The sequence below is a fragment of the Streptomyces sp. NPDC002328 genome, assembly GCF_042890065.1.
Taxonomy (GTDB): Bacteria; Actinomycetota; Actinomycetes; order Streptomycetales; family Streptomycetaceae; genus Streptomyces.
Genome location: NZ_JBIARQ010000009.1, coordinates 228,582 through 243,010, shown reverse-complemented (window position 1 = coordinate 243,010; position 14,429 = coordinate 228,582). Strand labels below are relative to the sequence as shown.

Annotated in this window: 11 protein-coding genes; 6 read left to right on the top strand and 5 right to left on the bottom strand. The window is 73.9% G+C overall.

The genetic code is table 11. The features are described from left to right. Window positions 1-6: 6 nt before the first annotated feature. Both cbiQ and ACFYX4_RS23780 read left to right on the top strand, forming a co-directional pair. A complete protein-coding gene (gene cbiQ / locus ACFYX4_RS23785) occupies window positions 7-756 on the top strand; it encodes a cobalt ECF transporter T component CbiQ (protein ID WP_389336713.1) in 750 nt (249 codons plus the stop codon). Then, window positions 753-1,610 carry an energy-coupling factor ABC transporter ATP-binding protein gene (locus tag ACFYX4_RS23780; protein WP_389336710.1) on the top strand — a complete coding sequence of 286 codons (858 nt, stop codon included), beginning with the start codon at window positions 753-755 and terminating at the stop codon, window positions 1,608-1,610. The genes cbiQ and ACFYX4_RS23780 overlap by 4 nt, the downstream gene beginning before the upstream one ends. A gap of 45 nt (window positions 1,611-1,655) precedes the next feature. Here the strand turns inward: ACFYX4_RS23780 and ACFYX4_RS23775 are convergent, their stop codons facing one another. Both ACFYX4_RS23775 and ACFYX4_RS23770 read right to left on the bottom strand, forming a co-directional pair. Then, window positions 1,656-3,719 (bottom strand): discoidin domain-containing protein, encoded by a 2,064-nt coding sequence (locus ACFYX4_RS23775; protein ID WP_389336706.1) that lies wholly within the window; start codon window positions 3,717-3,719, stop codon window positions 1,656-1,658. Between the two features lie 133 nt (window positions 3,720-3,852). Further along, complete coding sequence (locus ACFYX4_RS23770) at window positions 3,853-4,623, bottom strand: YqjF family protein (protein ID WP_389336703.1); 771 nt, start codon at window positions 4,621-4,623, stop codon at window positions 3,853-3,855. A 70-nt stretch (window positions 4,624-4,693) separates the two neighbouring features. Between ACFYX4_RS23770 and ACFYX4_RS23765 the strand changes: the two genes are divergently transcribed. Further along, complete coding sequence (locus tag ACFYX4_RS23765; protein WP_389336700.1) at window positions 4,694-5,110, top strand: nuclear transport factor 2 family protein; 417 nt, start codon at window positions 4,694-4,696, stop codon at window positions 5,108-5,110. Window positions 5,111-5,165: 55 nt separating this feature from the next. Here ACFYX4_RS23765 and ACFYX4_RS23760 read toward each other — a convergent pair whose 3' ends face one another. After that, a complete protein-coding gene (locus tag ACFYX4_RS23760) occupies window positions 5,166-7,322 on the bottom strand; it encodes a SpoIIE family protein phosphatase (RefSeq protein ID WP_389336692.1) in 2,157 nt (718 codons plus the stop codon). Window positions 7,323-7,513: 191 nt separating this feature from the next. Here ACFYX4_RS23760 and ACFYX4_RS23755 point away from each other — a divergent pair, with 191 nt between their 5' ends. Continuing rightward, the gene (locus ACFYX4_RS23755; protein WP_389336689.1) at window positions 7,514-8,416 is read left to right on the top strand and encodes a LysR substrate-binding domain-containing protein; all 903 of its coding nucleotides are present in this window, start codon (window positions 7,514-7,516) and stop codon (window positions 8,414-8,416) included. Window positions 8,417-8,842: 426 nt separating this feature from the next. Here ACFYX4_RS23755 and ACFYX4_RS23750 read toward each other — a convergent pair whose 3' ends face one another. Next, window positions 8,843-10,045 (bottom strand): CaiB/BaiF CoA transferase family protein, encoded by a 1,203-nt coding sequence (locus ACFYX4_RS23750; protein ID WP_389336686.1) that lies wholly within the window; start codon window positions 10,043-10,045, stop codon window positions 8,843-8,845. A gap of 202 nt (window positions 10,046-10,247) precedes the next feature. Here ACFYX4_RS23750 and ACFYX4_RS23745 point away from each other — a divergent pair, with 202 nt between their 5' ends. After that, window positions 10,248-11,120 carry a 3-hydroxybutyryl-CoA dehydrogenase gene (locus tag ACFYX4_RS23745; protein WP_389336683.1) on the top strand — a complete coding sequence of 291 codons (873 nt, stop codon included), beginning with the start codon at window positions 10,248-10,250 and terminating at the stop codon, window positions 11,118-11,120. Window positions 11,121-11,305: 185 nt separating this feature from the next. After that, complete coding sequence (locus ACFYX4_RS23740) at window positions 11,306-13,354, top strand: SpoIIE family protein phosphatase (protein ID WP_389336680.1); 2,049 nt, start codon at window positions 11,306-11,308, stop codon at window positions 13,352-13,354. Window positions 13,355-13,368: 14 nt separating this feature from the next. On the opposite strand, the gene ACFYX4_RS23735 is transcribed toward ACFYX4_RS23740, so the two are convergent. Further along, on the bottom strand, window positions 13,369-14,403 hold the full coding sequence (locus ACFYX4_RS23735; RefSeq protein WP_389336917.1) for a sugar ABC transporter substrate-binding protein: 1,035 nt from the start codon (window positions 14,401-14,403) through the stop codon (window positions 13,369-13,371). Window positions 14,404-14,429: the final 26 nt, after the last annotated feature.

Here is a 14,429-nt window from a genome sequence, read left to right as displayed (position 1 = left end):
CATCTCGTGCTGCCGATCGACGCGGCGGCGCACAGCAGTCGCTGGCGCCGCCGCCACCCGGTGGACAAGGCCGTGCTCGGCCTGGGTCTGACCGTGCTGGCCATCTCGCTGCCGCCGTGGCCGGGCGCCGCCCTGGTGCTGGTGACGGCGCTGGTGGTGCTGCTGGGCCCGGCGGGCGTCCCGGCGCGCCGGCTGTGGCGCGCCTACCGGGTGCCGCTGGGGTTCTGCGCGACCGGCGCGGTCACCCTGCTCGTCCAGGTGGGCGGGCCCAGCGCCTTCGTGGGCTGGGCCCCCGACGGGCCGGTCCGCGCGGGGGAGTTGATGCTGCGCACCTCGGCGGCCTCCCTCGGCGTCCTGCTGTTCGCGTTCACCACCCCGATGTCCGATCTGCTGCCGCGTCTGGTGCGGGCCGGCGTGCCCGCGCCGGTCGTCGACGTGGCGCTGGTGACGTACCGCATGAGTTTCCTGCTGCTCGACTCGGTGCGCCGGATCCGGGAGGCGCAGGCGGCCCGGCTCGGGCACGGCAGCCGGGCGGCGGAGTGGCGTTCGCTCGCCGGCCTCGGGGCGACCGCGTTCGTGCGGGCCTTCGACCGGGCGGCGCGGCTCCAGGCCGGGCTGGCCGGCCGCGGCTACGACGGCACCCTGCGCGTGCTGGTGCCCGAGGCCCGCGTCTCCGTCCGTTTCGTGGCGGCCTGCCTCGTGCTCCTCGCCGCCGTGGCCGCCCTGACCTTCGTCCTGGAAAGGCCCCTGTCTTGAGTGAGCTGGTCGCGCTGTGGGGCGCCTCCTTCGCGTACGAGGACGGTCCGACCGTGCTCGACGGTCTCGACTTCGAGGTCCGCGAGGGGCGCGCGCTCGCCCTCCTGGGCCGCAACGGCAGCGGCAAGACGACGTTGATGCGGCTGCTCAGCGGCGGACTGCGGCCCCGGGACGGGGAGTTGAGGGTCGAGGGGCAGCGGGTCGGGTACGACCGCAAGGGGCTGACCCGGCTGCGGACCACCGTCCAGCTGGTGGTGCAGGACCCGGACGACCAATTGTTCGCCGCGTCGGTCGCCCAGGACGTGTCGTTCGGGCCGCTGAACCTCGGCCTGTCCGACGGGGAGGTGCGGGCCCGGGTCGACGAGGCGCTGACCGCCCTGGACATCGCCGCGCTCGCCGACCGGCCCACCCATCTGCTCTCCTACGGGCAGCGCAAGCGGACGGCGATCGCGGGGGCCGTGGCGATGCGGCCCCGGGTGCTGATCCTGGACGAGCCGACCGCCGGGCTCGACCCCGACGGTCAGGAGCGGCTCCTCGCCACGCTGGACGCCCTGCGCGCGTCGGGGACGACGGTGGTGATGGCGACGCACGACGTCGACCTCGCCCTGCGCTGGGCCGACGACGCGGCCCTGCTCACCCCTTCCGGCGCGCACACCGGCCCCGCCGCCACGACCCTGGCCCGCACCGACCTCCTGCGTCAGGCGGGCCTGCGGCTCCCGTGGGGCGTCGCGGCGGCCGAACTCCTGCGCGCGCAGGGGTTGTTGACCGCCTCCGAGCCGGGACCTCGCAGCCCGGAGGAGCTCGACGCCCTGGCGGCGGCGCACACCGCCCGACCGACGCCGTCCGACGGCTGACCCGTTTCTCGGCCGTCCGACGGCTGACCGACTCCTCGCCGCCGGTCAGCCGCTGTAGACGCCGACCTCGTAGAGCGAGTACCCCCAGTCGGTGCCCCGGTCGACGCCCTGGACGCGGACGTAGCGGGCCGGTGTGCCGGTGAAGCGGGCCGTGTCCAGGCCGCCGTCCCCGGCCGTGGTCGACCAGGCGGTCTGCCAGGTCACGCCGTCGGCGGAGAGGTCGATCCGGTACGCCTTGGCGTAGGCGCGTTCCCATTCGAGAGTGACGCGCTTGACCAGCTGGGTGGAGCCGAGGTCGACGCGCAGCCACTGGTCGTCGCTCCAGTCGCCGGCCCAGCGGGTGCCGGCGTCGCCGTCGAAGGCCCGGCCCGGCGCGTAGCTGGTGAAGGGGTTCGACTCGGCCGAACTGGCCGTCGCCGCCGCGCCCTTGGCGAGGTTGACGCCGGCCCGGTGCTGCTCGGCGCCGCCCCAGGTGCCGAGGTAGGACTCGGCGCCCCGGAAGAGGTCGTTGACGACGTCCTGGCCGCCGACGAGCCGGATGTCCTCGATCCAGTCGGGGATCAGGCCGGCGTGGGCGGCGCCGTCGGTGTTGTAGTCCCAGGTGCGCTGTCCGGTGGTCTGCCGGTCGATGACGGAGCCGCCGTCGACGCTCTTGAAGGGGTACGTCACCGGGTTGGCGGCGTCCGCTCCGCGCGGGGCGGGGTGGTCGCCGATGCCGTTGAAGTCGGTGCCGTAGCCGTAGCCGACGCCGTACTTGTCGCGCAGGGCGTCGGTGCGCTTCGCCTCGGCGGCGAAGCCCTCGGAGCCGTGCATGTACTGGGCGACGAAGCCGCCGAGGGAGTAGACCCGCTCGGTCCAGTTCAGGTCCATCCAGCTGTGCGAGGAGATCACGCCGGGGTAGGAGTCGGCTTCGAGGATGTCGAGCACACGGCCGGTGGCCTTCACGCTCATGTGGTCGATCTCGACCATCATCTTGCGTTTCATCATGCCGCGCAGGGCGTATTCGCCGAGGCCGGTGAGGCCGCGGACGTTGCACTGGGCGTCGGCGGCGTACTCCGGGGCGTCGGTGCCGGCCGGGAGGTCCGCCGCGGCCTCGGAGGCGGCCACGTCGCCGATGGGGTTGTCCTTCTGCGGGCCGGTGCACTTCTCGGTCTTCCAGAAGGTGCCCGTCGACAGGAACTGGCCGACGTTGATCGCGGTGCCGAGGCCGTGCTCGTCGAAGCGGACGCCGCACAGCGCGTTGTCGAACTTGTGGCACAGGAACATGCTGCGCACGCCGAGCGCGTACAGCTCGTCCAGGCCCTTGTCGATGTCCTCCTTGCTGCACTGCGCGATGTCGAGGATCTGCTTGCAGCCGAACGGCTCGGAGGTCTCCACGCCGAGGACGACGGCCAGCTTGCCCTGCTGGATGACCTGGCGGGCCTGCGCGCTGTCGGTGACGACGCGGAACCAGCCCTTGCCCGTGCCGCCGTACATCTTGTCGATGAAGGCCTGGAGGTCGTAGGTCAGTTTGGCCTGGAGCCGGATGGAGGTCATCTCGTCGCAGCTTCGGTCCTTGAAGAAGTAGACCGAGCAGATCATGCCGTTGGTGACGAGGTCGTTGACGAGGACGCGCTGACCGCCGCGCCAGGCGCGCTCGACCCAGGCGTAGTAGTTGGCCTGGTGGGTCATCGAGTCGTAGGCGGGCCAGTCCTTGAAGGTGGGCCAGCCGGCCGGGTCGTGCTTGCCGTCCCCGCCGTGGGTGATGTAGTCGAAGATCGCGAGGGTGCCGTCCGGGTAGTGCTCGGGACAGTCCTTGAGCGCGTCGGCGACGCCCGCGGCGGAGAAGGTCTTGCCGCAGATGAGGCGTCCGCCGAACGCCTCGTTGGACATGAGGTGGTTGTGCGCGTCGACGAACCCGCGCACCTCGCCCTGGGCGTCGGTGCCGGTGAAGGGCTCACCGGTGACGTTGATCTGGGAGTCGGGGGCGGGTCGTGCGGTGGGCGTCCACCAGTCGGCCCCGGCCGCCGAGCTCGGCGTGGGGCCGAGCACCGTGGCGAGCACCAGGAGGAGCAGCGACACGACGGTGACGTCTTTGCGTCCGCGGTGGGGGCGTCGAGCCTTGGTCACTGCTCACGTCCTTGGGTTGTCATGACCGGCACAGATATTGCGATGAGGATCACCACTGGCGCACTCCACGTCAAGAGGTGTGTGAGCGGGGGCAGTTGATCGATCAACGCCGGCCGTCCGCGGCGGGGGGCCCTCAGGGGGTCGGGATGCCGGCCGGGCGGTCGGCGCGTCCGAAGCGGGCCGGGACGCCCGGCGAGTACAGGACGCTCACCGGCTCCCCGACGGGCGCGGGCAGGCCCGCCGCCGCCACCAGGTCCTCCTCGCAGCCGACCAGCGAGGCCCGGTGCAGGGTCCACCTGGGGTGGGCGTTGCGCAGATAGGTCGGCCGTCCGAAGAACGCGCCGTGCATGCCCCAGCGGGCGGTCAGGAAGTGCTCCGACTCGTCCGGCTCGTCGATGAGTTCGCCGACCCGCACGGTGATGCGGCTGCGCGCGCCGCGCGGTTTGGGCCAGCGCCGGGAGCTGGTGTACGTCACGGTGTCGCCGTCGGTGTCGACGGTCATCCGGGACCACAGGTACGGCATCCGGAAGCCGATCCTGCCGACGGCGACGGGCACCAGCCGGGAGGCGTCCAGGGACAGGAACACCACCCCGCGCCGCCCGTGGGCGTCCACGGAGTAGAGCCGGACGTTGGTCTCGGGGAAGTTCCCGAGATACGGCACGCCGGGCAGGCCCAGCCAGCCGACGCGATGCATCCGGAACGCGACCAGCCCGACGTAGGTGACGCCGTCCAGGGTGTCGGGCACGGTCCCCGGCGGCAGCAGCGGGGCCACGTCCGCCGGATCGGCCGCCCAGTGCAGGAGGGTGAGGTCGAGCCAGGACTGCGTGAGCAGCGGCCGGGCGATGACGTCCGGCGCGTCGGCGGTTATCGGGTGCGGGGGGCGCGGCTGCGAGGTCGAGGACATCGCGTCAGTATCACCGCGGGGGCACGGCGGGCGGCTCGCCGCCGCCGTAGGCGGCGATTACGGTCGAGACATGGATGAAAGCCGCACCGGGGAAGGTTCCGCCGCGGAACGCCCCGACGAGGCGGCCGTGGCCGCTCTCGTGCGGGTCGCGCGGGAGTGGGCCGCCGCGATCGTCGCCGACGATCCCGTGCGGATCGCCGGGTTCATGGCCGACGAGTGGGTCATCGTCTCCGGGTCGGGCGTGACCTCGAAGGAGCGGTTCGTCGCGCTCGTCGCCTCCGGGGAGCTGAGCCACTCGGCGATGGAGCTGGTGACCGCGCCCCGGGTCCGGTTCCACGGCGACACGGCCGTCCTCACCGCGCGGATGACGAACACGGCCCACTACCGGGGCGAACGCCATGACGCGGACGAATGGACGACCGACGTGTTCGTCCGGCGGGACGGCCGCTGGGTGTGCGTGCTCAGCCACATCACGCCCGCCGCCTGACGCCCGCGGCCCTTTGCGACCCGTCAGCGCATCAGCCCGTCGGCGCATCAGCCCGTCAGAGCCGGGCAGCGCCCTCGTCCGTGAGGTCCTGCTCGGCCCAGATGCACTTGCCGTCGTCCATGTAGCGGGCGCCCCAGCGGCGGGAGAGGGCCGAGACCAGGTACAGGCCGCGTCCGCTCTCGTCGGTCTGCCCGGCGCGGCGGATGCGCGGGGTGGTGAGGCTGCCGTCGTACACCTCGCAGATGAGCGAACGGCTGCGCAGCAGCCGCAGGCTCACGGGGCCCTTCGCGTGCCGGATCGCGTTGCCGACCAGCTCGCTCACCACCATCTCGGCGGTGGCCTCCAGTTCGTCGAGCCCCCAGTGCGCGAGCTGCCGCCGGACGTGCCCCCGGGCCTCAGCGGCGGCCTTCGGGTCGGCGGGGAGCGGCCACGAGGCGACGTCGGCGGGGGCGGTGCCCCGGGTGTGGACGAGGAACAGGGCGGCGTCGTCGACGGCCTGGGGCCGGTCGCCGGTCAGCGTCTCGGTGACGAGGCCGCACAGCTCGTCGAGACGCGCGCCGGCGTCCGCCTCGGCGTGGCCGGGCGCGAAGTAGTCGGTGCGCGCCACGGCGTCGCGCACGGCGTGCGCCAGCCGGTCGACGCCGTCGTCGCGGTCGCCGCTCGCGGAGCGGACCAGGCCGTCGGTGAAGAAGACGAGCACGCACTCCTCCGGCAGGCGCACCTCGCCGATGTCGAACGGCGGCCGGGCGGCCCCGAGCGGCGGGTTCGCGACCGGCTCGGGGTGGTGGACCGTGCCGTCGGGGTGGACGACGACGGGCGGCGGATGCCCGGCCCGGCAGAAGGCGCAGACCCGGCCGACGGGGTCGAACACCGCGTACAGGCAGGTGGCGTAGCTGTCCTCGCCGAGGTCCTCGACCAGGTCGTTGAGGTGCGCGAGGACCTCGTCCGGGGGGATCTCGAGGTCGGCGAGGGTGTGGACGGCGGTGCGCAGCCGCCCCATGGTGGCGGCCTCGGCGATGCCGTGGCCCATCACGTCGCCGACGACCATGGCGACCCGGTCGGCGGACAGCGCGATGAGGTCGTACCAGTCGCCGCCCACCGCGGCGCCCTCGCTCGCCGGGAGGTAGCGGGCGGCGGCGGTCGCGGCCGGCAGGGAGGGCAGCGCCCTGGGCAGCAGCGCGCGTTGCAGGGACTGCGCGCGGTCGTGCTCGGCGTCGTACAGCCGGGCCCGCTCCAGCGCCTGGCCGACGAGTCCGCCGAGCGCGGTCAGCAGGGTGCGCTCCTCGTCGCTGAAGGTGCGCGGCAGGGCGAAGGAGACGACGCAGCAGCCGATCTCCCGGCCCGACGCGACGAGCGGCAGGAACGCCCACGCGTTCTTGTCGGGGTGGGCGAGTCCGCGCAGGTCGGGGTAGCGGCGCACGAACTCCTGGGTGCTCTCGACCAGCACCGGGCGGCGGCGCCGCAGCACCTCGGCGACCAGGACGTTGGAGTCGGTCGGGATGCCTTCGAGGTGGCGGTCGAGGAAGTCCCGGCTGTAGCCGACCGATCCGACGACGTGCATGCGTCCGCGCTCGGTCGCCTGGATGACGAGTCCGTCGGCGCCGAAGGGGCCCAGCACATGGCGGGCGACGGCGTCGACGACGTCCCGTGCGGTGACGGCCTCGGCGAGGGCGGACGTCAGCTCCATCATGCGGGCGGCCCGCAGCGCGCCGCCGAGCACCGCGTACGGCCGCTGCCCGAGCCGCCGCGCCATCCAGCGCGCGACGGCCGTCAGGAACGACCGCTGGTGGGCGTCGGGCGCCTTGGCCTGCCACAGCAGCAGGGTGAGGACGCCGAGCCGGCCGTGCGCGCCGGGCAGCGGCACCGAGACCATCCCCTGGCAGCCGCTGCGCGCGCCGCGCTCCGCGTTCCAGTGCAGGGAGCCGTCGCGCAGGGCCCGTACGGGGGTGGTGTCGCGGTCGGCCGGCAGGTGCGCCCATTCCTCCGTCACCCGTTCCGGGAGGCCGCCGGCCACCACCAGGCGCAGTCCGGCGTCGGCGTCGCCGCGCAGATGGACGAACCCGCCGAGCGCGCCGGTGCCGGCGGTCGCCTGCTGGAGGGCCAGGGTCAGCGCCTCGTACGGCGAGAGGTCGTCGCTCTGCGCCTCCAGGAGGGCCAGCCTGGCCGCCGCGGAGGGTTCCGAGAGGGTGAGGGGTGCGTCGTCCGTCGTCATCGTGTCGCCCTGCCGCGGCCGGGACGCCAGGGCCTGGCGCCGGCGCGGACGGCCGCTCGGCCATCGCGTTTCATCGGCCTTGCTCCAGCTTACGACGGGGGGTGCGAGCGGACCCGTTCAGCGGCGGCGGGGCGACGCTCAGCGGTGCTATCGTTAGCACAGGGGTCGTGGAGGGGCAGGGAGCAAGAGTCATGGAACTGCGCTGGCTGTCCTCGTTCGTCGTCGTCGCCGAGGAGTTGCACTTCGCGCGGGCGGCTGACCGCCTGCATCTGGCGCCCTCCGCGCTCAGCGCCCAGATCAGGGCTCTGGAGTCGCATCTCGGGGCGCGGCTGATCGACCGGGGGCGGCGCGCGCGTCCCTCCCTCACCGGGGCCGGGCGGCTGTTCCTCGCCGAGGCCGAGCGCACGCTCGCCCAGGTGTCCCGCGCCGAGGCGGTGGGCCGGCGGGCGGGGCGCGGGGAGCTGGGGCACGCCGAGATCGCGTACGTGGCGTCGGCCGCCTTCTGCGGCGCGGTGACCGGCATCCTGGCGAGCTGCTCCACCCCGGACGCCGGACTGACCGTGTCCGTACGGGAGTTGGAGACTCCGGCGCAGCTGGAGGCGCTGGCGGCGGGGGACGTGGACGTCGGCTTCCTGCGCTGGCGGCCGTCGTACCCGCCGGGGATCACGGCGACGCCGCTGCTCACGGAGGACGTCGTGCTCGCCGTCCGCGAGGGCTCCCCGCAGGCCGCCCTCGAGGAGGTCCCGGCCGCCGCGCTGCGCGAAGAGCGGTTCGTGGCCCCGTACTTCGACGAGGAGTACGGCTGCCGCGACCAGATCCTCCACGTGGGCGCGCGGGGCGGGTTCACCCCGGACGTCGCCCCTCCGGTACGGGACTACATCGCGGCGCTCACCCTTGTCGGCGGCGGCCACGGCGTGGCCCTCGTACCCGACTCCCTGCGCCGCGTCCACCTCCCCGGAGTCGCCTACCGCCCCTTGGCGGACACCCCCCTGACCACCCGCCTGGTCGGCGCCCACCGCCACGACGAGAGCTCCCCGGCCGTCCGCAAGGTAATCCACCGCCTACGCCGACCGACAACACCGCCGCCCACCTGACCACCGCCCCGAACGAGCGCAGCCACCACCCGCCCCCATCAACCGCGGGCAGCCACTCCCCCGCTAAGCCGCGGGCAGTCGTGCCGCAGGGCGGCACGGGTGGGCGCGGCAGCACCCCGGCCGGGCCGATACCGGCGGCACAGCGCCCCGGTCAGCCGCAGGCAGCAGCCGCAGGGGCGGACGCCCCGGACGAGGGCAGCCACTCCCCCGCTAAGCCGCGGGCAGTCGTGCCGCAGGACGGCACGGGTGGGCGCGGCGACACCCCCGCCGGGGCGAGGCCGAAGGCCCAGCGCCCCCATCAACCGCGGGCAGCCACTCCCGCTCAGCCGCGCGCAGACGTGCCGCAGGACGGCACGGGTGGGCGCGGGGGTACCCCCCGCCGGGGCGAGGCTGGGGGCGCAGGGTCCGGTTCGGCGAAGCGCCGGGCTAGGGCGCCGAGGTGTCGTCGGGGAAGACGTCGGACGTGTGGGCGCCCAGTGGCGGCGGGGGCAGGCGGTAGGTCGCTGGGGTTTCGGTCAGGGTGATGGGGTGGGCGACCTGTCGGGACGCGGGGCCCGGCGGCGGGGCCGGCACGTCGACGACCGTGGGGAGTCCCAGGCGTTCCGCGTACGCGAAGGCCTCGTCCAGCGTGTTGACGGGCCCCGCGGGCACCCCCGCGGCGAGCAGCACCCCGGACCAGTGGTCCGCCCCCGCCGTGCGCAGCCGCTCGCCGAGCAGCTCGCGCAGTTCGGCCCGGTGGGCCACCCGGTCGGGGTTGGTCCGGAACCGCTCGTCGGCCGCGAGGAACGGCCGGCCGAGGGCGGCGGCCAGCGCCGCGAACTGCCCGTCGTTGCCGACCGCGAGCGCCAGCGGCCGGTCGGCGGTGGGGAAGGTCTCGTAGGGGGCGATGCTCGGGTGGGCGTTGCCGAGCCGCCCGGGGACGACGCCGGCGACGGCGTAACCCGACGCCTGGTTGACCATGGCCGACAGCAGCGAGCCCAGCAGACTGACCTCGACCCGCTGCCCCACGCCGGTGGCGTCGCGGTGCCGCAGGGCGGCCAGGATGCCGAGCGCGGCGTGCAGTCCGGTGACGACGTCGACGAGGGCCACCCCCGCCTTGACCGGTTCGCCGTCCGGCTCCCCCGTCACGCTCATCAGGCCCCCGACGGCCTGCACGAGCAGGTCGTAGCCGGGGACGGCGGCCCCGGCACCGGTCCCGAAGCCGCTGATCGAGCAGTGGACGAGCCCCGGGTTGCGGCCCTTCAGCTCCTCGTAGGAGAGGCCCAGCCGCTCCATCGTCCCGGGCCGGAAATTCTCCACCAGGACGTCGGCCCCGTCGACCAGCTCACGGGCCCGCGCCCGGTCGCTCTCCCGGGTCAGGTCCAGGGCGACGGAGCGCTTGTTGCGGTTGACGCCGAGGAAATAGGTGGAGGTGCCCTGCCCGTCGGCCGGCGGACGCCACGCCCTGGTCTCGTCGCCGACGCCCGGCCGTTCCACCTTGACGACGTCCGCGCCGAGGTCGGCGAGCAGCATGGTGGCGTACGGCCCCGCGAGGACGCGGGAGAAGTCGGCGATCCGCACCCCGTGCAGGGATCCCGGCCCGGGAGCGGTGGGACCGTCGGGGGTGCCGGGGCCGGGCTGGGTGTCCACGTCTGCCTCCTGCTGATCGTCGCTGCGGGCATGCCCAGCCTGGCCGCGTCCGCTCCGGCCGGTCAACGCCGCGTCCACGCATCTTTGTGCGCGAAAGACGCACGATCCGCGCAGGTCAGAGGCGGTGCGGCCAGCTTAGGCTCAGCGCGGCGGAACAGGTCGTGGCGGCGTGCGCGCGCCGTCGTCGAGGGAGGAGCAGCGGATGACGGCGACGATCGAGCGGGTGGGGGTGGTGGGGGCCGGGCAGATGGGCCGGGGCATCGCGGAGGTCTGTGCCCGCGCCGGACTGTCGGTCACCCTGTGCGACACCACCGAGGAGCGGGCGCGGGCGGGGCTGGCGGCCGTGGCGGACTCCTTGCTGCGGGCGGAGAAGAAGGGCGCGCTCACCTCCGGGCAGCGGGCCCACGCGCTCTCCGGCATCACCGTCACCGCCGAGCTGTCCCGGCTGGCCGGGGCGGGCCTGGTGGTGGAGGCGGCGGTGGAGGACGAGCGGGCGAAGACGGAACTGTTCCGCCGTCTGGACCAGGCGATCGCCGGCCCGGACGCGATCCTCGCCAGCAACACGTCCTCGATCCCCATCGCCCGGCTCGCCGCCGCGACCGCCCGCCCGCAGTCGGTGGTGGGCCTGCACTTCTTCAACCCGGTCCCGGTGATGCCGCTGGTCGAGGTGATCCCCTCGCTGCACACCTCCGACGCCGTCCAGCGGCGCGTGGCCGCCTTCGCGACGGACGTGCTGGGCAAGCGGACGATCGTCGCCCAGGACCGGGCCGGCTTCGTGGTCAACTCGCTGCTGGTGCCGTATCTGCTGGCGGCGGTGCGGATGCTCGGCTCGGGCACGGCGACGGCCGACGACATCGACACCGGCATGACGACCGGCTGCGCCCACCCCATGGGGCCGCTGCGCCTGGCCGACCTGATCGGCCTGGACACGGTGGCGGCGATCGGCGAGGCCCTCTACGAGGAGTACCGCGAGCCGGCCTACGCCCCGCCGCCCCTGCTGCGCCGCATGGTGGAGTCGGGACTGCTGGGCCGTAAGTCGGGCCGGGGCTTCTTCAGCTACCCGGCGACCGCCTGACGCCGGGAAGGGCGACGCGTCCTCCGAACCCCGGCGTCTTCCGACCTCCGGCGTCCTCCGAACCCCGGCGTCTTTCGATCTCCGGCGTGAAAGTGTTGCCCTGTCGTCCGTACTGTGACCTAATCGGATAGCTGACTGCACGGATCTTGGCGGTACCCTTTGCCGCGCCGGAGGGAGCGGCTCGTATGTACGGGGATGTGACCACGGGCGGCGACGAGATCACGGCGGCGCCCAGCGGGCTGCTGGACCTTCTCAAGGTCGCCGCCGTGGTCCTGGACGCGGTCGGGCACATCGCGCTCTGGAGCCCCGAGATCGAGCAGCTGCTCGGCTACTCCGCGGAGGAGGCGCTCGGAGAGCGCGGGGACATCCTGCTGGTCGCCCCGGAGAACCGACCGAGGGTCAGGGAGCTTTTCAGCCAGGTCCGCTCGGGGTCCCGCTGGGCCGGCGTCTTCCCGCTGCGGCACCGCGACGGCACGGAACGCGCCGTCGAGTTCCGCACGATGCGCCTGCTCGACGCCGAGGGCCAGCCCCATCTGCTGGGGCTCGCGACGGACGCGCGGACCGTGCGGGTGGTGGAGCGGGACCTGGCCCTCTCGCACAGCCTCGTCAACCAGACGCCGCTGGGCATCGCCGTGTTCGACAACGATCTGCGCTGGGTGGGCGTGAATCCGGCGCTGGAGCGCATGAACGGCGTGCCCGAGTCGGCCGTAGTGGGCCGCCGGGTGGGCGAGGTGCTGCCCGACCTGGACGTGGAAGCCATCGAGAACCGGATGCGGCACGTCCTGGCGACCGGCAGACCCCTGCTGGACCAGCAGACCATCGGGCGGACGGCGGCGGACGCCCAGGACCGCGCGTACTCGGAGTCGTACCACCGCATCGAGGACACCAACGGCCGGGTGCTGGGCCTGGCGATGGCCGTACTGGACGTCACCGAACGCCAGCAGGCCGCCACCGAGATCGCGCAGGCGCGGCAGCGGCTGTCCGTGCTCGCGGACGCCGGGGTGCGGATCGGCACCACGCTGGACCTGCCGCAGACCGCGCGGGAGCTGGCGGAGGTGGCCGTGCCGCATGTGGCCGACCTCGCCGCCGTCGACGTGCTGGAGTCGGTCGTCGCCCACGGCACCATCACGCCCGTCACGGGCAAGGCGCCCGCCGAGTTCCGGGCGCTGGCGGTGGCGGCCGGGTATCCCACCGACGCCATCCACGCCGCCGACCCGGTCGGCGAGCTGGCCACCTACGGCCCCTCGCGGATCATCACCCAGTGCGTCCGCGACGCCCGGCCGGTCCTCGTCGAGCACGTGGACGAGCGGATCATGCGGCGCATCGCCCGGGACGCGCACGCCGCGCGGGCGCTGCGCGAGGCGGGCGTCCACTCCTACCTGGCGCTGCCGCTGATGGCCCGGGGCAAGGTGCTCGGCACGCTCAGCCTGTACCGCACGGTCAACGAGCGTCCCTTCGACGAGCAGGACCGCGTCCTCGCCGCGGAGCTGGCCGCACGGGCCGCGATCTCGATAGACAACGCCCGCCTGTACGGCCGCGAACGCGCCACCGCCCTGACGCTCCAGCGCAGCCTGCTCCCCTCCGCGCCGGCCGAGCGCGAGGGGCTCGACATCGCCGCCCGCTACCGCCCGGCCCTGAGCGAGGTCGGCGGCGACTGGTACGACGTGCTGCCGCTGGGGCCCGGACGCACCGGGCTCGTGGTGGGCGACGTCATGGGCAAGGGCGTCCAAGCCGCCGCGATCATGGGGCAGTTGAGCACGGCCACCCGGGCGCTGGCCCGGCTGGACCTGCCGCCGGCGGAGCTGCTGCGGCACCTCGACGACATCGCGGGCTCGCTCGGCGACGCCATCGCCACCTGCGTGTACGCGGTGTGCGATCTGCGGCGCGGCACCTGCGCGCTGTCCAGCGCCGGTCATCTGCCGCCCGTCCTGACCTCGGCGGACGGCTCCGTACGCCTCGTCGACGTGCCCGGCGGCGTTCCGCTCGGGGTGGGCGGCGTGGACTTCGGCACCGTGGAGCTGGAGTTGACGCCGGGTTCGCTGCTGGCCCTCTACACCGACGGGCTGGTGGAGAACCGGGGCGAGTCGATCGACGCCGGCCTCGGCACGCTGACCCGTCTCCTCCAGAGCCCGGACGCCTGCCTGGAGCGCACCAGCGACGCCGTCCTGAACGCCCTGCGCCCGGAGCCCGACGACGACGTCGCGCTCCTCCTGGTCCGCACCCGGGCACCCTAGGCCCGGTCAGCCGGTCAGCCGGTGAGTCCGGCGCGGGCGCAGGCCGCTCGGAGTTCGCGGGTGCAGATCTGGCCGACGGTGAACACGCCGTCGTCGACGAGGGTGCGCCTGAGGGTGTCGGCGGTGACCGCGGTGGCGGTGAGCAGGACGGCGGGGATGTCCTTGTCGGTGCGGCTGTCGATCGTCGTCGTGGCGACGTCGGCCGGGTCCTCGCCGCGGCCCAGGGCGACGGCCATCGCGGCGGCGGCGTCGGCCTCTTCCTTGAAGGGCTTGTACACGGTCATGTACTGCTCGCCCTTGACGATGCGCCGTACGGCGTCGAGGTCGGCGTCCTGGCCCGTGACGGGCGGGAACCTGCTGACGCCGGCGCTCTTGAGCGCGGAGATGACGCCGGCGGCCAGGGCGTCGTTGGCCGCCAGGACGCCGTCGATGCGGGCGGGGCCCAGCGCCGCGATGGCCGCGGTCATGTTGGTGTGGGCGTTCTCCGTGGTCCAGCTCTGGGTGGAGTACGACCTGGCGATCCGCACCTCGCCGTCGAGGACGGACAGCGCGCCCTGGCGGAACCAGGCCGCGTTGGCGCTGGTCGGGTCGCCGTTCATCATGACGACGGTCGACCTGTCGGCCTTCGTGCCCAGCGCCTTCAGCAGCGCCTCGCCCTGGAGCCTGCCGATCTGCGCCCCGTCGAAGCTGACGTAGCCGGAGATCGGGCCCTCGGCGAGCCGGTCGTAGGCGAGGACCGGGACGCCCGCCCTGCGCGCCTCCTGGATCGACGAGCGCAGCGCCTTGGTGTCGGCGGCGTCGAGGATCAGGACCCGCACCCCCTTGGTGATCATGGTGAGCATCTGCTGACGCTGCCGGGTGACGTCGTTGTCGGCGTTGGCGTGCTCCATGGTGCAGCGGGGGCACAGCTCCTTCACCCGCTTCTCGATCAGCGGCTTGTCCGATTTCTCCCAGCGGGGGGTCACCCGGTTCGGGAGCAGCAGGCCGACGGCGAAGCCGTCCGAACTCCCTTCCTCCTCCCCCGCGCACGAGGCCAGGGAGATCGTCATGAGGGCCGCGGCGAACGTCGCGGTGA

What these genes read in the sequence shown, in the direction of transcription:
- ACFYX4_RS23745 (WP_389336683.1), top strand. Translation starts at nt 10,248, where the DNA reads ATGACGGCGACGATCGAGCGGGTGGGGGTGGTGGGGGCCGGGCAGATG.
- ACFYX4_RS23770 (WP_389336703.1), bottom strand. Translation starts at nt 4,623, where the DNA reads ATGTCCTCGACCTCGCAGCCGCGCCCCCCGCACCCGATAACCGCCGAC.
- ACFYX4_RS23765 (WP_389336700.1), top strand. Translation starts at nt 4,694, where the DNA reads ATGGATGAAAGCCGCACCGGGGAAGGTTCCGCCGCGGAACGCCCCGAC.
- ACFYX4_RS23760 (WP_389336692.1), bottom strand. Translation starts at nt 7,322, where the DNA reads ATGACGACGGACGACGCACCCCTCACCCTCTCGGAACCCTCCGCGGCG.
- ACFYX4_RS23755 (WP_389336689.1), top strand. Translation starts at nt 7,514, where the DNA reads ATGGAACTGCGCTGGCTGTCCTCGTTCGTCGTCGTCGCCGAGGAGTTG.
- ACFYX4_RS23735 (WP_389336917.1), bottom strand. Translation starts at nt 14,403, where the DNA reads ATGACGATCTCCCTGGCCTCGTGCGCGGGGGAGGAGGAAGGGAGTTCG.
- ACFYX4_RS23740 (WP_389336680.1), top strand. Translation starts at nt 11,306, where the DNA reads ATGTACGGGGATGTGACCACGGGCGGCGACGAGATCACGGCGGCGCCC.